The 20,123-nt window shown below is 71.8% G+C and carries 12 protein-coding genes and 2 pseudogenes; 11 read left to right on the plus strand and 3 right to left on the minus strand.

Features of this window, described 5'->3' with window-relative positions; translation table 11 throughout:
* Positions 1-30: 30 nt before the first annotated feature.
* A complete protein-coding gene (locus tag KYK13_RS17010; protein ID WP_223645592.1) occupies positions 31-912 on the plus strand; it encodes a peptidoglycan DD-metalloendopeptidase family protein in 882 nt (293 codons plus the stop codon).
* On the opposite strand, the gene KYK13_RS17015 is transcribed toward KYK13_RS17010, so the two are convergent.
* A complete protein-coding gene (locus KYK13_RS17015; protein WP_223645593.1) occupies positions 909-1,919 on the minus strand; it encodes a 2-dehydropantoate 2-reductase in 1,011 nt (336 codons plus the stop codon). The two genes, KYK13_RS17010 and KYK13_RS17015, sit on opposite strands and share 4 nt — an antisense overlap.
* Positions 1,916-3,445: an acyl--CoA ligase gene (locus tag KYK13_RS17020; protein WP_223645594.1), complete on the minus strand. Its 1,530-nt coding sequence runs from the start codon at positions 3,443-3,445 to the stop codon at positions 1,916-1,918. Before KYK13_RS17020 ends, KYK13_RS17015 begins: the two co-directional genes overlap by 4 nt.
* A gap of 176 nt (positions 3,446-3,621) precedes the next feature.
* On the opposite strand from KYK13_RS17020, the gene KYK13_RS17025 reads away from it, so the two are divergent.
* The 5 genes and pseudogenes from KYK13_RS17025 to KYK13_RS17045 all read left to right on the plus strand — a co-directional run.
* Positions 3,622-4,404, plus strand: coding sequence for an SDR family oxidoreductase (locus KYK13_RS17025; RefSeq protein ID WP_223645595.1), 783 nt, complete (start codon positions 3,622-3,624; stop codon positions 4,402-4,404).
* Between the two features lie 63 nt (positions 4,405-4,467).
* Positions 4,468-5,514, plus strand: coding sequence for a hypothetical protein (locus KYK13_RS17030; RefSeq protein WP_223645596.1), 1,047 nt, complete (start codon positions 4,468-4,470; stop codon positions 5,512-5,514).
* A gap of 17 nt (positions 5,515-5,531) precedes the next feature.
* Positions 5,532-6,674: a lipopolysaccharide assembly protein LapB gene (locus KYK13_RS17035; protein WP_223645597.1), complete on the plus strand. Its 1,143-nt coding sequence runs from the start codon at positions 5,532-5,534 to the stop codon at positions 6,672-6,674.
* A 106-nt stretch (positions 6,675-6,780) separates the two neighbouring features.
* A pseudogene (locus KYK13_RS17040) lies at positions 6,781-7,012 on the plus strand (hypothetical protein); the annotation flags it as partial.
* A 3-nt stretch (positions 7,013-7,015) separates the two neighbouring features.
* Positions 7,016-7,258, plus strand: a pseudogene (locus KYK13_RS17045) (imm11 family protein); the annotation flags it as partial.
* A 49-nt stretch (positions 7,259-7,307) separates the two neighbouring features.
* On the opposite strand, the gene lexA reads toward KYK13_RS17045, so the two are convergent.
* Positions 7,308-7,976, minus strand: a complete 669-nt coding sequence (gene lexA, locus KYK13_RS17050; RefSeq protein WP_223645598.1) for a transcriptional repressor LexA — start codon at positions 7,974-7,976, stop codon at positions 7,308-7,310.
* Between the two features lie 196 nt (positions 7,977-8,172).
* On the opposite strand from lexA, the gene KYK13_RS17055 reads away from it, so the two are divergent.
* The 5 genes from KYK13_RS17055 to KYK13_RS17075 all read left to right on the plus strand — a co-directional run bounded on the left by KYK13_RS17055 (position 8,173) and on the right by KYK13_RS17075 (position 20,120).
* A complete protein-coding gene (locus tag KYK13_RS17055; protein ID WP_223645599.1) occupies positions 8,173-11,517 on the plus strand; it encodes a response regulator in 3,345 nt (1,114 codons plus the stop codon).
* Entirely contained in the window at positions 11,514-13,352 is a 1,839-nt protein-coding gene (locus KYK13_RS17060) for an ATP-binding protein (RefSeq protein WP_223645601.1), read from the plus strand. The genes KYK13_RS17055 and KYK13_RS17060 overlap by 4 nt, the downstream gene beginning before the upstream one ends.
* A gap of 32 nt (positions 13,353-13,384) precedes the next feature.
* A complete protein-coding gene (locus KYK13_RS17065; RefSeq protein ID WP_223645603.1) occupies positions 13,385-14,353 on the plus strand; it encodes a FecR domain-containing protein in 969 nt (322 codons plus the stop codon).
* A 182-nt stretch (positions 14,354-14,535) separates the two neighbouring features.
* Entirely contained in the window at positions 14,536-16,440 is a 1,905-nt protein-coding gene (locus KYK13_RS17070) for an Ig-like domain-containing protein (RefSeq protein ID WP_223646638.1), read from the plus strand.
* Positions 16,441-16,514: 74 nt separating this feature from the next.
* The gene (locus KYK13_RS17075; protein WP_223645605.1) at positions 16,515-20,120 is read left to right on the plus strand and encodes a flagellar motor protein; all 3,606 of its coding nucleotides are present in this window, start codon (positions 16,515-16,517) and stop codon (positions 20,118-20,120) included.
* Positions 20,121-20,123: the final 3 nt, after the last annotated feature.

Raw genomic sequence — 20,123 nt, forward strand, 5'->3', positions numbered from 1 at the left:
GGCTCCAGCCGAGCGGGCAGGGCGCTCTGGGTGTTGCTCGCGGCCGCGCTGTTCGGCGGCTGCGCGAGCACCCGGGGCGCTTCCGCTTCGGGCCTGGAGACCGCCGTGCAGCCCGAGTCGGCGGGGAGCGGCAAGCCGCTGTCCTTCGCGCTGAGGCCCACGCACGAGGAGCCGGAGCTGGTGGCGGTGCGCCACCGCGTGGCCCCGGGCGAGACGATGTACCGCATCGCCAAGACGTACGGCATCACGGTGGAGGAGCTGGCCCAGGCCAACGGCATCAAGGACCCGCGCGAGCTGGCGGTGGGGCAGGAGCTGATGATCCCGGGCAGTGAGCCGCCGACGTACGGCGACCCGGGGCCGCTGTCCGACGAGGAGCCGGAGCTGGTGCTGTCGAAGCCGGGGCAGGCGCCGGTGTCCACGCCGCGCCGTCCGGTGCCGGCGGTGTCGCGCAAGGAGGAGCCGCCGAGGGCGCGCGTGGTGTCGGGGCGCCCGGGTGCGCCGTCGCGTCCGAAGCTCGCGACGCAGGGGATGCTCGACTGGCCGCTGCGCGGCGTGCTGTATGGCCGCTTCGGCAAGAAGGGGAAGGAGCCGCACGACGGCATCGACCTGGCGGCGCCCGCGGGCACGCCCGTCAAGACCGCTCAGGAGGGCACGGTCCTCTACGCGGGCGAGCAGAAGGGCTACGGCCTCATCGTCATCGTGGAGCACGCGCCGCCGCTGATCACGCTCTACGCGCACAACCGCGACCTGCGCGTGAAGACGGGGCAGAAGGTCCGGCGCGGGCAGGTCATCGCCACGGTGGGCGAGTCCGGCCGCACGTCCGGCCCGCACGTGCACTTCGAGGTGCGCGTGGACGGCAAGCCGGCGGATCCGCTGGAGTACCTGGGCGTGATGCCGTCCGCGTCCGACTAGGTGCCTTGGGGCGCGGGGGGTGTTTCGCGGGGCGGATAGCCGCCGCTGTGACGCGCACGCTCGCGCACCAGGGCGAGGATGTTCTCGCAGGTGGGCATGGGCTTGCCGGTGAGCTGGCCCAGCTCCACGACGGCGCCCAGCAGCGCGTCGATCTCCATGGGGCGCCCGCGCTCCAGGTCTTGAAGCATGGACGTCTTGTGCGCGCCAACCTGGGCCGAGCCCTGGATGCGCTGATCCACGTCGATGAGGAAGCGCGTGCCCAGCAGCTCCGCCACGGCCTGGGCCTCCAGCATCATCGCGCGAGCCACCGCGCGCAGGTCCGGCTGGCGCGCGAGCACGTCGAGCGTCGCGCCGGTGAGTGCCGACAGCGGATTGAAGGCGAGGTTGCCCCAGAGCTTCACCCAGATTTCGTCGCGGATGCGGGGGCGCACGGGCGACTTGAGCCCGGCCTTCATCATGAGCCGTGAGAGGGCCTGCACGCGGGGGCTCTTGCTGCCGTCGGGTTCTCCCAGCGTCACGCGGTCGTTGTACGTGTGCACGATGACGCCGGGGGAGACGACCTCAGCGGCCGGGTACACCACGGTGGCGATGACGCGCTCGGGAGGCAGGGTGCGCAGCAGCACTCCGCCGGGGTCCACGCTCTCGATGTGGCGGCCCGCGTATGCGCCTTCGAGTCCGTGGAAGTACCAGTAGGGCACGCCGTTGATGCCGGTGACGAGCGCCGTCTCCGGGCCCAGCAGCCGCGCGATTTGAGGTGCGGCGGCGGGCAGCGCGTGGGCCTTGAGCGTGAGGAAGACGTAGTCCTGCGGGCCCGCGTCGTCGGGTGAGTCCGTGCAATGCGGACGCACGGTGACCGTCTCGCCGCCGCTGGTGAGCGTGACGCCATTCGCGCGCATGGCGTCCAGATGAGGGCCTCGCGCGATGAACGTCACGTCCGCGCCGGCCTGGAGCAGCTTGACGCCGAGGAACCCGCCGATGGCGCCCGCGCCGAAGATGGCGACCCTCATGACGTGAGCCCCAGCCGCGCCGCGAGCCCGATGCGCTGCACCTTGCCGGTGGGGCCCTTGGGCAGCTCCGTGAGGAAGACGATGCGGCGGGGCACCTTGAAGTCCGCTACGCGCGCCGCCACGAAGTCGCGCAGCTCGCGCTCGGTGGGTTGGTGGCCTTCGCGCGGGATGACCGCGGCGGCGACCTCCTCACCGAGCTTGGGATGGGGCAGGGCGAACGTCACGGCCTGCTGCACGGCGGGGTGATCCAGCAACACGGTGTCCACCTCCAGCGGGCTCAGCTTCTCGCCGCCGCGATTGATCAGCTCCTTCAGCCGGCCGGTGAGCCGCAGGTAGCCCTGCGCGTCGAGCGTGCCCTGATCGCCCGTGCGGAACCATCCGTGCGTGAAGGCGCGCGAGTTGGCCTCGGGATTGTTCACGTAGCCGGACATGACGTTGGGACCTCGGATGACCACTTCGCCGGGCGTCCCCGGAGGCAGCAGCGTGCCCGCGTCGTCCATGATGGCGACCTCGGGCCCGGCGGCGAGCCCCACCGAACCTGCGTACCGGGGACGCGGTGGCAGCGGATTGGAGGCCATCTGGTGCGCGGCCTCCGTCATGCCGTAGCTCTCGATGACGGGCACTCCGAAGACGCGCTCCAGTTCCTCCATCACCTGCGGCGGCAGCGACGCGGAGGAGGACCGGATGAAGCGCAGCCGGTGGCCCTTCAGGCTGTCCGCGTTGCGGCGGGCGCGCTCCAACAGAGCCTGGTGCATGGTGGGCACGGCCGTGTACCAGGTGGGGCGGACCTCCTCGAACCAGGTGAAGAAGCGCAGGGCGTTGAAGCCGGGGGAGCACACCACGCGGCCTCCGGCGCCCAGGCTGGACAGCACCGCCGCCACGAGCCCGTGGATGTGGAACAGCGGCATGATGTTGAGACACGCATCCGTGGGCCCCAGGTCCAGCTGCGCGCCGATGTGTTTCGCGGAGGCGCTGAGGTTCGCGTGCGTCAGCGGCACCTGCTTGGGCCGCGCGGTCGTGCCCGACGTGTGCAGCACCAGTGCGACGTCGTCCGCGTGGGCGGTGCCCGGCCGGTGCGCCTGGCGCGATGGCGGCTGTGCCGTCTTGAGGGTGAAGTGCCCCGCCGGCCCATCCACCGTCGGACTCAGCTCGATGAGCGGGATGCCGCGTGCGCGCGCGACCTCGCGGGCCGGCGCCTCCGTTCCTTCGAGCACGATGAGCGCTCGGGCCTGAAGGTCGTCCAGGTAGAACGCGAGCTCCTCCGCGCGGTAGGCGGGATTGAGCGGCGCGGTCGTCGCGGCGCTGGCCACGGCGAGGAACGCTGCCGCCATCTCCGGGCCGTTGGGGAGCACCAGCGCGACGCGGTCCCCCTGGCCCAGGCCCCACGCGTTCAACTGCTCGCGGATCCGCGCGGTGAGCTCCCGCAGCGCGCCGTGGCTCATGCCCTGCCTGCCGGGCGCAGCGAGCGCTACGTCCTCCGTCCGTCCGCGAGCGAGCAGCGCTTCGAGGGTCTCCATGCGCTCCATGCCGGCCTCCACGTCCTCGGGGTCCCCTTCCGAATAGGGCCATGGATCCTCCCGGGCAACCGCTTTGTGCGCGGGCCTGGGGCCTTCTGCTTCCAGGAGGCACTTCCCGCTTCGAGCGTGGCCCGGCACGCGGCTTTCCGGCGCTCTGCTATACCGGCCTGCCGGGAGGCATCACCATGTCGCGGCAAGTGGCGCTCATCACCGGTGCATCGGCGGGGCTTGGGGTGCAGTTCGCGGAGCAGTTCGCGAAGGACGGGCACGACGTCATCCTCGTGGCGCGCGGCGTGGCGAAGCTGGAGGAGCTGGCCCGGAAGCTGGAGCAGGCGCACGGGGTGAAGGCGCACGTGCTGCCAGCGGACCTGGGACAGCCCTCCGCGCCAGAGCAGCTCTTCGCGCGCGTGCGGGAGCTGGGGCTCGCGGTGGACTTCCTCGTCAACAACGCGGGGTTCGGTTCCTCCGGAGCGTTCCTGGATCAGGACATCGCGCGCGAGGCGGAGATGGTGGAGGTCAACTGCGCCGCGCTCCTGAAGCTCACGCACCTGTTCGCGCGGCCCATGCGCGAGCGCAAGCAGGGGCGCATCCTCAACATCGCGTCCACGGCGGGCTTCCAGCCGGGGCCGTACATGGCCACGTACTACGCGACGAAGGCGTTCGTGCTGTCGTTCACGGAGGCGCTCGCGGTCGAGCTGGAGGGCACGGGCGTGACGGTGACCTGCCACTGTCCGGGCGCCACGCGCACGGAGTTCGCGGACCGCGCCGGCAACGCGGAGTCGCGCCTCTTCAAACGGCCGGGCGTGGCGGAGGCGCCCGAGGTCGCGGGCCATGCCTATGCGGCGATGATGAAGGGGCGGGTGGTCGTCATCCACGGCGCGCTCAACTGGCTGGCGGCCTTCTCATTGCGGCTCAGTCCCCGGGTCGTGGTGCGTTCCATCGCGGCGAAGCTCAACCAGCGGGGCTGAGCGGGCAGGGAAGCGGCCATGGAAGGCCTGGGCGCGGGCCGGGAGGAGGGTAGAGTGTCGGGCGTGTCTCGCCTCCCCCGGCTCCTCATCGCGTGCCTCGTGTCGCTGGCGTCGCCTGCACTCGCGCAGGGCGGGACGGCCGTCACTCCGTCCACGGACCCGGCGCCGCTCACGGTGGCGGTGCTGCCGCTGCAGGCCAACGCGGCGGCGGAGGAGGCCGCGCCCGGCATCACGTCGCTCATCGCGAGCCGGCTCGCGGAGTCGCCCAGGCTGCGCGTGCTGTCGCAGCGCGAGGTCCAGTCCAAGGTCGGCGCGGAGCGCCAGCGGGAACTCGTAGGCAGCACGTCTTGCGACGAGGCGGACTGCCTCCAGGCGCTGTCGTCACTGACCGGCGCCCGCTACATCCTCACGGGCCGCCTGGACCGGTTTGGGAACCAGTACCTGCTCTCCGCGGCCCTGATGGACGCGAAGGACGGCCACAGCCTCGGCCGGCCGCGCGCCGAGGCGTCCAATGACGGTGAGCTGGTGCGCACGGTCGTCGCCGTGTCCGACGAGCTGAGCGTCGCGTTGGAGCCGCCCGGTCCATCCATCAAACCCCGGCCACTGCTGGGCGGCGCCGCGGTGTCGTCGCCGGGAGGCGGGCTGGCGCTGGGGGTGCGCTTCAACAACAGCTTCATCGACAAGCTGTCGTCGTTGAATCCGGGCCTGGACCTGGAGGTGGGCTACTGGTTCCACCCGGAATGGCAGGGCTTCGTCCAGGTGGGCTTCACGTGGGTACACGCTGGCGGCAACGACGAGGGTGAGCTCAGCGTGCTGCCCAGCATCGTGGGCGCGAGGCACTACCACCGGCTGGAGAAGTCCCTGCGGCCGTACTGGGGCTTCGGTCTGGGCGTGCAGCTGTCGTTCGGCGACTACGGCATCTTCCAGAGCACGGGCCCGCTGCCGTCCGTGGTGGGCTTCGTGGGGTTGGAGTACCTGCTGGTGGGCCACGTGGCCTTCCAGTTGGAGCTGGGGACGAACATCGCGCAGGCGGTGCTGGGGCTCGCGGACGGCGGCGCGGGCAACGGCCTCAACCTGGATGTCAACGCCGGCATCGCATACCACTTCTGAGTCTTCCGGAGCCTCTCATGTCCTCGCGTCTGCGCGCCCTTCCGCTCCTTGCCCTGCTGGCCTCGGGGGCCTGCACCGAAACGCCGAAGCTCGATCCGAAGGATCAGGCGGAGGGGCTCTATCTCCAGGGCAACTCCGAGTACCTCAAGGGCAACTTCGACGCCGCGCTCAAGTCCTTCGACGAGATGAAGGCCCTGATGCCGAGCGACCCGCGCCTGCCCGCCGCGAGGGGCGAGGTGCTGCTGTCGATGAGCCGCCTGGAGGATGCCGCGAAGGAGTTCGAGGCCGCGCTGCGGTTGGATCCGAAGCGCTCCACCAACTGGAGCCGGCTGGGGTTCATCCAGGCGCAGCTGGGCAAGAAGGACGAAGCCCGTCAGTCGTTGCAGAAGGCGCTGGCGTTGCACGCGAAGGACTTCAACGCGCTGGAGCAGCTGGGCGAGCTGGCCGAGGACCGCGGCGACCACGACGAGGCGGTGCGTGACTTCACGCAGGCGGCCGAGGCCGCGCCGGACGCGTCGAAGTCCGACCTGCTGGTGCGCGCGGTGGACGTGCTGACGAAGCAGGGGCGGCAGGACGAGGTGCTCGGGCTCATGCGCAAGGCGACGGGGCAGGGCGTGCGGACGCCGGAGGTGCTGACGGCGCTGGGGGACGCGGAGGTGCGCGCGGGCGGATTGCCGGAAGCGGCGGCGGCCTATGCGGAGGCCGCGAAGAAGTCGCCCAAGGACCCCACGCTGTGGGAGCTGGTGGCGGAGATCCAGCTCAAGCTGGGCAAGCGCGAGGAAGCGCTGAAGGCGTATGGCGAGTCATTGAAGGTGAAGGACCGCGCCATCGTGCACGTGGCGCTCGCGAGGACGCACCTGGCGGCGAACGAGCGCGCGGCGGCGGAGGGCGAGCTGCAGAAGGCCCTGGACACGGTGTCGGGTGGGGACGTGGGGGAGATGCAGGAGCTCGCGGAGCTGCTCACGTCGATGGGGCGCAAGCAGGACGCCCTGCGAATCCTGACGAGCCTGGGCGCGGAGCCGGGGCAAGTGAAGAACGTGGACCTGCAGTTGTCCACCGCGAGACTTGCGCGTGAGTTGAAGGACACGGTCACCGTGCAGGCCGCCTGTGCCCGCGTGGCAGCGGCGGCGACGGATGGTGGCGTGGTGAAGTGCCCGTAGGCATGTGCCGTGGATGGCTGTGCCTGATGCTGCTGTGCCTCCTGACGGGCTGCGCGTCCGGCCGGGTCGTGCGTCTGGAGACAGGGCGCGCGGAGTCCTTGGTCGTGACACAGTGAATCCGCGAGCGGTGCTCGCCACCGTGACGGCCTCCGTCACGGTTTATCTGCTGCTGTGGTCCTTGCCGGAGCCCGTGTCCAAGGGGCTCACGGCGCTGATGACCGCGACGGCCATCGCATATCTGGGCGTGGACACGGTGTGGGGGGTTGTTGAACGGATGGTTGACGCTGGTGAAGCAGGCCGACCGCGCGATGACGTTCGACGAACTGCGCGAAGCAGGGTGGCTCATCCGCTGCATCGATGATGAAGCCTCTGAAGAGGTGATCCGGTGGACGCCTGAAGATGGCCGGCCGGACCGGGTGGGCCAGTACCGTGACGTCGACGGCATGCGCATCGATCCGCCGCAGGTCGGCGATGCTCAGGTCTTCCGGACGTGGGGCTGGTCCATCGCCCTCATCGTCTCCGAGGACATCAAGCTCGCCCTGGAGCGCATCCGCGCCACGGGCGTCCGCTTCACCCCCGTTTGAGCTCTCCGCCCGGACCCACGGTGCCCGGGCGGAACAGCACCCCGGCCGCTTACGTCCGGCCGCCCTGCAGCTTCCGGTACACGCCCACCACCTGCCCCAGGATCATCGTGGAGCGGAAGTCGGAGCGGTTCACGTAGATGGGCTGCATCGTCGCGTTCGCCGGCTGGAAGCGGATCCGATCCGCCTCCGGGTAGTAGCGCTTCACCGTGGCCTCGTCCTCGATGAGCGCCACCACGATCTCACCCGGCTGCGCCGACGGCGTCTTCTTCACGAAGAGGTAGTCCCCGTCGTGGATGCCGTCGTCGATCATCGACTGGCCCTTGACCCTCAGCGCGAACACCTCCCGGCCGTTCACCCCGCCCAGGAGGAAGCTGTCGATCTTGACCGAGTCCTCCATGTGCTCCTGCGCCAGCGCCGGCGCACCCGCCGCCACCTTGCCCAGCAGGGGGATCTCCACCATGCCGGACTCCCGGCTCTTCATCCCCAGGCCCAACAGCAGCCTCGCCCGCTTGGTGGGCACCAGCGAGCGGCTCTGTTGCTCCCCGCGCGTCAGGTAGCCCTTGCGCTCCAGGGCCTTCAGGTGGTCGTTCACCCCGTTGGTCGAGCGGATGTCCATGTGCTCCCCAATCTCCCGGATGGTCGGTGGGAAGCCCCGGACCTCCGTCTCCTTCACGATGAAGGTCAGGATCTCGCGCTGGCGCTCCGTGAGCTCTTCCATGGCCGCACTCCTTCGCTCGGTCGCCCGCCTGCTCTGGCGGTGATGGGCAACAGAATTTCAGTGGCCCATGCTCCCTGAACATACGTGTAGAGTCAATCTGTTCAGTACCCCCACCCATACCGTGCGTGCTGCGTCGGGCCCGGCTCTCTCGCGGCTTGAGGCCGCGCGTTGATCTCAGCGTACACTTGGCGCCGCCGTGTCCGACCTCCGCCACACGCTGCTCTTCGTCGATGACGAGGCCGACGTCCTGGACATCCTCAGCCGGATGTTCCAGCGACGCTATCGCGTCCTCACCGCTCCCCACGGCAAGGCAGCCCTGGAAATCCTGCGAACCGAGTCCGTGGACGTCCTCGTCACCGACCAGCGCATGCCGGAGATGACCGGCATCGACCTGGTCAACGCCGCTCGCGCGGAGGGCATCGACGTCACCACGCTCCTGCTGACGGCCTACACGGACCCGCAGGACATCATCGCGGCCATCAACCAGGGCCAGGTGTACCGCTACGTCACCAAGCCCTGGGACGTGAACGACCTGCTCATCACCGTGAAGAACGCGGTGGAGTTCGCCCAGCTCAAGAAGGACAAGGAGAAGCTCATCCGCCAGCTGCACCAGCGGGTGGAGGCCCTCTTCGTCCTCTACGAGGTCAGCCGCGCCAGCGCGAACGACCCCGCCAGCTACGACGCCATCATCGACCGCGTCCTCACCGCCGTGGCCCGGGTGCTGCCGTACGACTGCGGCGCGGCCCTCATCGCGCCGGACGGGCAGCGCGGCGCCACCCTGCGCCTGCGCTGCGTGGGCAACGTGGGCGAGGAGGCGCTGCTGGGCGTCAAGGAGTCCATGCTCGGCGCGTACCGCAAGAGCAGCGGCCTGACGCTCCCGGAGGACCGGGTCATCACCCGCGTCACCGGCACCACCACCAAGGACTCCGCGTCCCCGGTCGTCTACCCCAACCAGCTCACGGTGAACCTCACCGCCGCCGGCAAGCCCGTGGGCATGCTGTCGCTGTTCTCCCACCGCGCGGACGCGTTCACGGAGGACGACGGGCTCTTGCTGGACGTGCTCGCCAACCAGACGGCGGACGCCATCCAGTCGCTGCGCTCGGCGGAAGAGGAGGCCCGCCACCGCATGGAGCGCATGGTCGCGTCCATGGCGGACGGCGTGGTGCTCACCGACGAGAAGAACGACATCGTGGTGATGAACCCCGCGGCCCGCCGCATCCTGCACGTGGGTGAGGAGGGGCAGGGGCCCTCGAACCGGCTTCTGGAGGAGCGCCTGGGGTTCCAGCCGTTCCAACTGGTGCGCAACCTGGAGTACAGCGGCCACCAGGTGCTGCGCGAGGACGTGAAGCTCTTCGAGCGCACCGTGCAGACCACCGTGACGCCCGTCAACGACGCGCGCGGCACGCTGCGTGGCGTGTGCGTGGTGCTGCGCGACATCACCGACCAGAAGCGGCTGGAGGAGCGCAAGGACACCTTCGTGTCCATGGTGAGCCACGAGCTGCGCACGCCGCTCACCTCCATCACCGGCGCGTTGGATCTGGTCCTCAACCGGATGGCGGGGGACATCAACGAGCGGCAGCACCGCTACCTGTCCCTGGCCAAGGACTCCGCGGAGAAGCTCAACAGCATCGTGGATGACCTGCTGGACCTGTCGAAGTACGCGCAGGGCCGGCTGAAGATGAGCTTCGAGCGCATCTACCTGGAGGAGCTCGTCCAGCGCGTGGTGGAGAAGTACGGGCCCGCGTTCGCGGAGAAGCGCATCCGCGTGGTGCCGCACCTGCCGCAGCACCCGCTGCGCGCCATGGTGGACCCCAACCGCGTGAACCAGGTGCTCAACAACCTGCTCAACAACGCGGTGAAGTTCACGCCGGAGGGCGGCGAGGTGCGCGTGGAGTTGCGCGCCACGTCCAGCCTGCCCGGCTACGTGGTGCTGTCCTGCTGGAACAGCGGCGACCCCATCCCCGAAGAGAGCCTGGAGCGCATCTTCGACCGCTTCGAGCAGGCCCGCACCCAGGCCAACCGCACCGTGCGCGGCACCGGCCTGGGCCTGCCCATCTGCCGCAACATCGTGGAGGCCCACGGCGGCCGCATCTGGTCCGAGCCTTCGCACGACGGCGTGCGCTTCATCGCCGTGCTCCCCACCGAGCCGCCCCAGGACGTGCTGTCCCAGGCGGCGGTGGACACGCTGCTGCCCGCGCCGCAGCCCATCCGCGCGGACTCGCGCGGCAAGGTGCTCATCATCGAGGGCGAGCCCGAGGTGGGCCACATCATGAAGGCCCTGCTGGGCGCCCGGGGCTACCGGGTGCGCCTGGCGGCCTCGGCGGAGGAGGGGCTGTCCGCCGCGCGCAACATGCACCCGGACGTGGTGCTGGTGTCCGTGCGGCTGCCGGACGTGGGCGTGGATGGCCTGCGCCTGGCGGAGATCCTCCGGCATGATCCGGAGACGCGCCGCGCGCCGCTCCTGCTCACCTCCGCGTTCGATGAGCGCCAGCGCGCCTTCCGGGCCGGCGCGGACGCGTTCCTCGTGCGCCCCCTGGCGGGCGACAAGCTCCTGGCCACGGTGGACTCGCTGGCGCGCGGGCGCGGCGGGGGCCGGCACGGGCGCGTGCTGGTGGTGGATGACGACGTGAAGATCGCGTTCATCTGCCGCGAGGTGCTGGAGGGGCTGGGCTTCGAGGTCGGCGTCGCGCACAGCGTGGAGGAGGGCCGGCGCTCCCTGCGCGAGCGCAGGCCGGACGCGGTGCTCCTGGACGTCACGCTGCCGGACGGCGACGGGTTCGCGTTCCTGGAGGAGATCAAGGCCGAGCGCGCCAGCGGCCACATCTCCGTCATCTTCATCTCCGCGCGCACGGAGACGTCGTCCAAGGTCCGCGCGCTGAAGCTGGGTGGGGACGACTACATCACCAAGCCCTTCGACGCGCTGGAGCTGGGCGCGCGCGTGGAGAGCATGCTGCGGCGCAAGGAGCAGGAGCTGTCCTCGTCGCCCACCACGCAGCTGCCGGGCTCCACCGCCATCGAGCGCGAGGTGCAGCGCCGGCTGAGCGCGCGCCAGCCGTTCGCGTTCTGCTACCTGGACCTGGACAACCTCAAGGCCTACAACGACTACTACGGCTTCGCGAAGGCGGACGGCGTGGTGCGCCAGACGGGCGACCTGATGCGGGAGATCTTCCAGCAGGAGGGCGCCCCGGGGGACTTCCTGGGCCACGTGGCCGGCGACGACTTCGTCTTCATCACCTCCGTGGAGTCCGTGGACCGGGTGTGCCAGAAGGCGATTGAAGCGTTCGACCGGATCATCCCGCTCTACTACGACCGGCAGGACCGGGAGCGCGGCCACATCGAGGCGGAGGACCGCTTCGGGGAGAAGCGCCACTTCCCCATCATGAGCGTGTCCGTGGTGGCGGTGATGACGGACGGCGTGGCGCATGACCACGCGGAGCTGGCCCGCCGCGCCGCGGACATGAAGAAGCGCGCCAAGGCGATCCCCGGGTCCGTCTACCTGCGCAGTGATCCGGAGCGCGTGGTGCGGTCCGTCACCGGATGAGGCTCTACCAGCAGCTCATCCTCTTCATGCTCGCCGCGACGGTGCTGCCCCTGGCCATCGTCGGCTTCCTGCTGCTGTCGCGCTCGGAGCATGCGCTCGCCCAGCGCATCGACGAGCAGCAGCGCGCGATCGCCACCGCCACCGCCGAGGCCGTGGAGGCGAGCCTGATGGAGGTCGTCAACGGCCTGGCCCGCTCCGCGGAGCTCCTGCCCTGGGAGCGCGCCACGCCGGACGAGGTGCGCGGCATGCTGCTGCTCCTCTACGGCCAGTCCACCACGGTGAGCGCGGTCATCGAGGCGGACGCGAACGGGCAGCCGCTGGGGCCCGCGGTGTTCCGGAGCGCGGAGCCGCTCGAGCACCACCCCGCGTTCGACGCCGCGAACGTCCCCCAGCTGGCGCACGCGGTGCCGGTGGAGCAGTTCCGGGACGGCGGCAAGGGCCAGGCGGCGCTGGGCAGCGCGTACGTGCACGCGGGCTCGGGCGTGGCCGCGGTGGCGGTGGCGGTGAAGCTGGGGGCGGCGGAGAACGCGCCCTACGCCATCGCGGAGCTCGTCTTCACCCAGCTGGAGGCGCTGCTCGCGCGGCGCGCGAACGACGGGCAGCAGCTGGACGTGGTGGACGCCGAGGGGCGCGTCGTGGCGAGCTCCCAGCCCGCCCGGCGCATGGCCGCGCTGGAGCCGGAGCTGCGCAAGGCGCTGGAGTCCTCCCTGGGCGCGGAAGGCGGGCGCAGCTTCCAGCTGAAGGACCCCGCGCGCCGGGTGAGCGTGGCGTGGGTGAACACGCTGGAGATGGGCGTCGTCGTGACGGAGGACGAGTCCCTGGCGCTGACGCCCGTGCGGGAGCTGCGCACCACGGTGCTCGTGTCCGTGGCGGGCGCGCTGCTGGTGCTGCTGGCGTTGGGCGCGCTCTTCACGCGGCGGCTGGACCGGCGGCTCTCGGAGGTGGTGCAGGGCGCGGAGGCCTATGGCCGCGGCGAGCTGGAGCGCCGCCTGCGCGTGGAGGGCCAGGACGAACTGAGCGAGCTGGCGTCCACCTTCAACCGCATGGGCGAGGAGCTGGAGGCGTCTCGCGCGCGGTTGATGAGCTGGAACGACGACCTGCGCGTCCGGGTGGAGGAGGCCACCGCGGAGCTCCGGGCGGCGCAGCTGCAGCTGGTGGAGGCGCAGAAGCTGGCGGCGGTGGGCCAGCTGGGCGCGGGCGTGGCGCACGAAATCAACAACCCGCTGGCCGGCATCCTGGGCAACGTGCAGCTCCTGCTGCTGGACCGGTCGCCGAATGACGTGGACTTCGAGACGCTGCGCAAGATCGAGCAGAGCGCCAAGCGCTGCAAGGACATCACCCAGAACCTGCTGCGCTTCTCCCAGCAGCGCGAGCGCCCGGACCTGCGGCCCGTGGACCTGAACGCGGTGGTGCGCGACGCGCTGAGCCTCACGGAGAACCAGACGCGCGGGGAGGGCATCGAGCTGGTGACGGAGTTGAACCCGGAGCTGCCTCGCGTGAAGGCGGACCCCGGGCACCTGTCGCAGGTGGTGTTGGCGCTCCTGTCCAACGCGCGCACCGCGATGCTGAAGACGCCGGTGAAGCGGCTCACCCTGCGCACCGGCGAGCGCGACGGGATGTGCACCCTGGAGGTGGAGGACACCGGCAAGGGCATCGCGGAGAACATCCGGCCGCGCATCTTCGAGCCCTTCTTCACCACCAAGGACGTCTGGTCCAATGTGGGCCTGGGGCTGAGCGTCGCGTGGCGCATCGTCACGGAGGCTGGGGGGACGCTGGAGGTCCGCTCGGAAGAAGGGCAGGGGGCCCGGTTCACCGTGGTGCTGCCCCGGGCATGAAGCCCGCCGCGTGTGCTAGCTAGGGCCTTCGCATGGCTGCTCCCCCATCCCGCAGGCGACAGGCGCCGTTCCTCATCGGGCTCGTGCTCATCCTGGCCGCGCTGCCGGTGGGCTGGTTCGTCTTCCTGCGGGAGCCTCCCGCGCCGCTGCCGCCGCCCGAGCCTCCGCGCCCTGTCGTCACGGCGGCGGAGGCGAAGAAGGTGGTGGAGCTGGTGCTGAGTTCGTTCGAAGGCGACGTGCAGGTGCGGCACGGCGAAGGGCCCTGGGAGTCCGCCAGCAAGGACATGCCGCTGCGGCCCACGGACGTGGTGCGCACCGGCCGCGGGTCCTGGGCGGTGGTGCTCAACGGCGAGTCCGTGGAGCTGCGCATGGAGGCCGACACGGAGATCTCCGTGGAGGAGCTGTCGGACGAGCTGTCGAAGGTGCTGCTGGGCAGCGGTCTTGCCACCGCCACCGTGCGGGGCCGCCCCAACGTCCGCCACACCTTCGTGCTGAAGGCGAAGAACGGCGACGCGGAGGCCAGCACGTCCCAGGGTACCTTCACCATGAGCAACAACGGCAAGGGCACCGTGAGCGTGGGCACGCGCGAGGGCGACGTGAAGCTGACCGGCAAGGAGGGCAAGTTCGTCATCGTCCGCGCCGGCCAGCGGTCCATCGTCCGCCCCGGTCAGGCCCCCACCGAGCCCGACGCCATCCCCAGCACCGTGTTCCTGAAGATGGAGTGGCCCACGCGCAAGAAGCAGCGCAAGGCGGAGCTCGCCGTGACCGGCCATACCGACCCGGGCAACCGGGTGATGGTGGACGGCGTCAGCGTGCCCACCGACGCGGACGGAAGGTTCACGCTGAACGTCTCCCTCAAGGATGGCACCAACACCGTTCAGGTGACCGCCGTGGGCGTGGGCGGCGCGCGTCAGGAGGAAAAGCGTGACCTGCGGCTCGACACGGGGCCGATCATGGATGTCGAGAACCCGTGGGGTACCACCGGAGGTTCCGCGCCCTGATCCGCGTGGCGGGGCCTCGGGTCCTGTGAGAATGGGCCCACCTGGAGGGTGAGGTGGAGGGCCGGACGGGTCCGCGGGGCCGGCGAGGCGCCCCCACCGCGGCCAGCGGCAGCAAAGTGGTGCAGTCCCGGCGGAGGGCCTTGTAGAGTCGGGAAGCCCTGGAACGTCTCCTGCTCTCCGCGATCGTCTTGCTTTGTGCCCCGGTCTGGGCGGCTTCGCTGGAGCTGCTCGGCCCGGACGCGCCCGTGCCGCCAGAGGGCTTCGTGGTCGCGGTGGTGCGCCGGGACGCCACGGGCCAACCGGTGGCGTTCAGCCCGGCATCGGTGACCGCGGAGGGCGCGGAGCTCAAGCCCGGACCGGGGTCCCTCCCGCTGCGCACCTACGTCGTGGTGCCGAAGGCCCAGGCGCGCGAGGTGGTGGTGCGCGTGAAGGGCGACGGCGAGGAGGCCCAGGCCCGCTATGACGTGGGGCCGCCCGCGAGCCGGATGGAGCTGTCGCTGGAGCCCTCGCTTCCGGTGAAGGGCCGCGACAAGGAGGCGACGCTCACCGTGAAGCGGCTTCGGCCGGACGGCACGCCGGATGACAGCGGCGCACCGCCGGTGCTGCGCGCGAGCACCGGGCAGCTGGAGGGGCTTCAGCACATCGGGCCGGGCACGTACATCGCTCGGTACGTGCTGCCCCCCACGCGATTCCCCGAGGCGGCCATCCTCGTCGCGCTGTCCGCATGGCCGCATCCACAGTCGGTGCATGGCGCGTACGGGCGACTCCTGGTGCCGCTGGCTGCGTCGGTGAACCTGCCTGGCCGGAGCGAGCCCGGAGGTCAGGTGTCACTGGAGGTGGCCGGGACGCGCTTCGGGCCCGTGCCGGTGGACGCGTCCGGGCGCTTCGTGCTGCCGCTGGTGGTGCCGCCCGGCTACCCGCTGGCGCGCGGTGAAGTGAGGGACGACTCGGGCCACGTGGAGCGCATCGCCATCGACCTCCAGTTGCCGCCTACGGATGGCCTCGCGTGCGTGCTCAACCCGCAGCGGTTGCCCGCGGACGGCGTGTCCCAGGCCCGGCTGCTGTGCGCGACGAGTGATCCGAAGGGGCTCCCCGTGGCGGATGCGCGCGTCACGGTGAAGGCGAAGTACGGCCGGCTGGAGGGGCCCATTCGCGACACGAACGGGATGCTGGAGTGGCGCTACACGGCGCCGCGCGCGCTCGCGGCGGATGAGCGCATCGACGCGGCGTGGCCTCAGCGGGGCCCCGGCTCACGCGAGTCGCTGCCGATGCAGCTGGTGCAGGGCGCGGTGCGCGACGTGACGGTGTCGCTGTCCGAGCCGGTGGTGCACGCGGGGTCGGTGGCGCGGGTGGGGGTGGCGGCGCGGGACGCGGCCGGGCAGCCCCGGCCGGAGGCGAAGGTGGTGGTCGTCTCTCGCGAAGGCACCGTGGGGCCCGCGGTGGAGTCCCCGCCGGGGACCTTCACGGTTCCCTGGACCGCGCCGGAGAACGGGGCCCGGTCGAGCACGGATGTGACGGTGCGCGCGTACGGCCCGGTGGGGACGGAGCCCGCACGGCTCGCGGTGTGGCGGGCGGACGCGGGGCTCGTCGCGGGCGTGGTGGACCTGGCGGGCTGGCCGGTGCCCCATCAGCCGCTGCGGGTGAACGGCGCGGAGCGGGTGACGGGGGAGGACGGGACGCTGTTCGTGAGCGCGATGGTCCCCGGCAAGGTGCGCGTGTCGCATGCCGTGTGGTCAGGGCTCGACGTCACGGTGCATGTGCTGGGGACGCAAGGACCGGTGTTCCCGGCGTCCGCGCCGCTGGTGCCCGCGCCCGTCGTGCAGCGCGTGGAGGTGGCGCCGCCGCTGCCGATCAACGTGCGGGTGCGGGTGGAGGGCGCGCGGGTGACGTGCTGGGCGGAGGACCCGAGCGGGAACGTGCTGAAGGAGCGCCCGCTGCACGTCGCGCTGTCCGAAGGTGAGAAGGGGGACCTGTCCGTGCAGGACGGGCTCACGCGCTTCACCGTGCACGGCGCGAAGGGCCCCGTGAGCGTGTCCGTGGCGGACGTGCGCACCGGCGTGACGGCGGTGGAAGAGGTGCGGCCTTGAGGCCTCCGCGCCCGGCGCATCGCGATGCGCGAGCACCCCGGAGGGGCCGGGTGGAACAGGCGCGGCGTCGGGCCGTGCTCCCCTGCATCCCCGTGAGCCTCCTGTTCGCGTTGCTCCTGCTGCCGTCCGCGGCGTCCGCGCAGTCGCTGTCGTCGGATCCGGCGACGCAGGCGTCGACCATCGCCGGGCGCGTCTGCGTGGACGTGGATGGAGATGGGCTCTGTGGCCCCGATGAGCCCGGGCTCGCGGAGGTGCGCCTGGTGCTCGCCACCGGCCGCGAGGTGCGAACCGATGCCTCCGGCCGCTACCACCTCACCGGCGTGGACTCGCGCGTGCCGGACCTCACTGGCGGCCCGCACCTGCGCCCCGGGCGCCATGCGCTGAAGGTGGATCCGCGCAGCCTGCCTCCGTCCAGTCAGGTGGTCCCCCGCGTCGCGAACGTGGAGGTGCCCTGGGGCGCCGCCGTCCTCCAGGACTTCGCCGTGCGCGCGCCGCCCACCCGCCCCCGCGCTGCCTCCGCCCCCATGGCCAGCCGCCCCCCTGAAGCGCGCGCCGATGCTCGGGGGAACCTGCGCTTCCTCATCACCGGTCAGGCCTCTCCCGGAGACCGGGTCCGCGCGGGCGACGTGGACGCCACCGTGGAGGATTCCGGCGCGTGGCTCGCGACCGTGTTGCTGTCTCCGGGCCAGAACGTCGTCGGAATCACCACCACCTCGCCCGCCGGCGCGGTGGAGTTCGCCCAGCAGTCCTTCGACGTGGTTCGACGCGGTGAGCACGGCTGGATTGTCATCCCTCGCGAGAAGGTGCGCCTGGGCGCCGTGCGAGGGCTGTCGCCGGACGCGCCCCTGCCCACGGGCGACACCGTCCTGCGCCTGGAGGCGGCGCCCGGCACCCGGGTGGTGACCCCGGAGGCGCAGCTCGTCGCGGGACCCGAAGGCGAGGTCCGCGTGCCCGTGCGGCTCGTGCCGGGACGCAACACCGTCCCCCTCTCGCTGGCTCCGCCAGAGGCGCCCTGGAGCAGCGTTTCCGTGACCGTCGAAGCGCGCGCCCAGCCGTTCGTAGTGGGCCTGCTCGACGTGGAGGCCAGCCTCGCGCCGGCCGGCGGCGGCTTCCGGCTGCGAGGGCGCGGCGCCCTCCATGGTGAGGCCTGGCTGGGCCCCGTGCAGGTGGTGGGCGAGCTGGACCTGACCGACACCGACCTGCGCCAGCTGGACGACGCGCCGCTCGCGGACTGGCTGCGTCCCCGCTTCCCCGAGCGCTTCGAACGCTGGCCCGACCCCGACCTCGCCCCGGCGGAGTGGGGCGACGCTTCCGTGTCCCTCACGCCCAACCCCACGGAGGGGCGCCTGCGCCTGGAGGTGCGGCACGAACAGTACGGCCGCGCGGGCTTCGGCACCTACCGCGCGCTCCTGCAGGACCGCGAGGTGGGCCGCTACCACCGCCCCCTCTTCGGCCCCTACGCGGAGTTGCAGGAGCAGGTGGGCCCCGTGCGCGTGGGGCTGGACATGTTCGCTGGCGGGCTGGTGGACCCGACGCGCGGCCTGTCCGCGACGCCCGCGCACGAGGAGCTGAGCGCCACCGGCGGCAGCCTCTACTACCTGGGCGGCGCCTCCATCTCGGAGGGCTCCGAGCTGGTGCGCGTGGAGTTGCGCGACGGCGTCACCGGCCTGCCGCTGGGAGAACGACACCTCATCCGGGGCCGCGACTACGACATCGACTACCTCGCGGGCCGCATCCTCCTCGCGCGGCCGCTGTCGTTCCTCACCGGCACGCCGCTCCTGCGCACGGACGCGCTCACCCAGGCGCCAGCGCCGGTGCTCGTCGTGGACTACGCCGTGCTGCACACGGGCGACCCGCGCGACTCGGTGGGCGGCGAGGCCTGGGCGCGTTGGCGCGACACGAACGTCGGCCTGTCCGCCGTGCGCGAGCGCCGGCTGGGGGCGCCCTTCCAGCTCCTGTCGGGACGGGGCCAGACGAAGCTGTGGGGGTACTCACTGCTCGCCGAGGCCGCGAGCAGCCGGGGGACCGCGGTGGCGCCCACCGTGTTCGGCGTGTCGGACGACGGCGGCCTGTCCTTCCTCCGCCCCGTGGGCGCGCGGGACGACCATGGAGGCGCGGCGACGCTGCGCCTGAGCGGCCCCGGCGTCCTGGGCCCGGGGGCTGGCGGGTCCTTGGATGCCGCATGGCGCGAGCGCTCGCGTGGCTTCTCCGACGGCGCGCACCTGGACGTCGCCCGCTTCCGGCAGCTGTCCCTGCGCGCCACGCAGCCCGTGGGCCCGGTGTCGCTCATCCTCCTGGGCGACGAGCGCCGCTCGGCGGATCCGCGCCTGCCCTTCGAGGACACGCCCTTCGGCGCCCGCACGTTGGGCGCGGCCGTGGCCTACGAAGGCGGCGAAGGAAACGTGCGCCTGGAGCTGCGCGACAGCTGGTTGCGCGCGACGGACGTGCCCGGCGAGGGCGAAGCGCTGGAAGGTGGCCGGACCTCCCTGGGCGTGTCGGTGTCCCGCATGCTGACGTCCCGCCTCAGCGTGTCCGCGGGCCACCGGCAGCGGCTGCACGAGCGCGGCGAAGGCCTGGGCCGGATGAACGACACGTTCACCTCCGCGGGCGTGGACCTGAGCCTGGACAACGACACATCCGTGGGCGTGAAGGGGGGCTGGGGCCCGGAGCTGGGGCCGCAGGTCTGGCTGGACGCGCGCGCGCGGCGCGGCAACGAGATGTACTACGGCGGCTACTCCGTGGACGTGGACGGGCCGGACTTCGGTCTGGGCCGCGCGGTGACGGGGGCCCGCACGGAGGTGGGGGACGGCACCACCTTGTTCGTGGAGGACGTGAGCGCGCATGACGCGCAGGCGATCCGCCGGGCCCGCGCCGTGGGCTTCCAGTACGCGGTGGGCCAGAGCGGCATCAACGTGGGCGCCCGCTACGAGCGCGGCGTGCGCCACCCGCTGGACATCGGCAGCAACCTCACGCGCGACGTGGCCAGCGTGTCCGCGCAGTGGCTGCGCGAGCGCTTCCGGGCGGACGTGCGCGCGGAGGTGCGCCATGAGGAGGGCACTCCCGCGCGCGGTGCCTCCGGTCCGGTGGACCGGACGCAGGTGGTGCTGGCGCTGGCCGCGGAGGGTCAGCTGGCGAAGGACGTCACGGCCTCCGGACGCCTGGACTTCGCGCACACCGTGGGCCGGGAAGGGCTGGAGGCGCGGTTCGCGGAAGGCTTCGCGGCGCTCGTGTGGCGGCCCGGCCCCTGGCTGGTGGTGGCCCGCTATGGCCTCACCCGCGAGCTGTCCCCCGGGGCGCGCTTCGCCTTCGGCGACCGGGTGCTCCAGACGGTGTCGCTGATGCCGGCGGTGCGGCTGGGGGAGCGGCTCTCCGTGGCGTCGGGCCTGCACGTCGGACGCTCCAGCCTGGGCGGGTCCTCGCGCTGGGTGTGGACCGGCACGCTGCGGCCCGCGGTGCGGGTGCTGGGCGAACTGGAGGTCGCGGTGGAGGCCGCCCGGCGCACGTCCGCGGCGGACGACCAGGGGTTGACGGCGCTGCGGCCGGAGGTGGCCTGGCGGCTGGACGACCGTCTGCGGGTGGCGCTGGGGTACACCGTCCTGGGCTTCAGCGGTTTGGGTCTGGAGGCCGAATCGGAGGATGCTCGGGATCGCCTCTATCTCCGGGCGGAAGTGGCCTGGTAGGCG

The organism is Corallococcus sp. EGB, assembly GCF_019968905.1.
GTDB lineage: Bacteria > Myxococcota > Myxococcia > Myxococcales > Myxococcaceae > Corallococcus.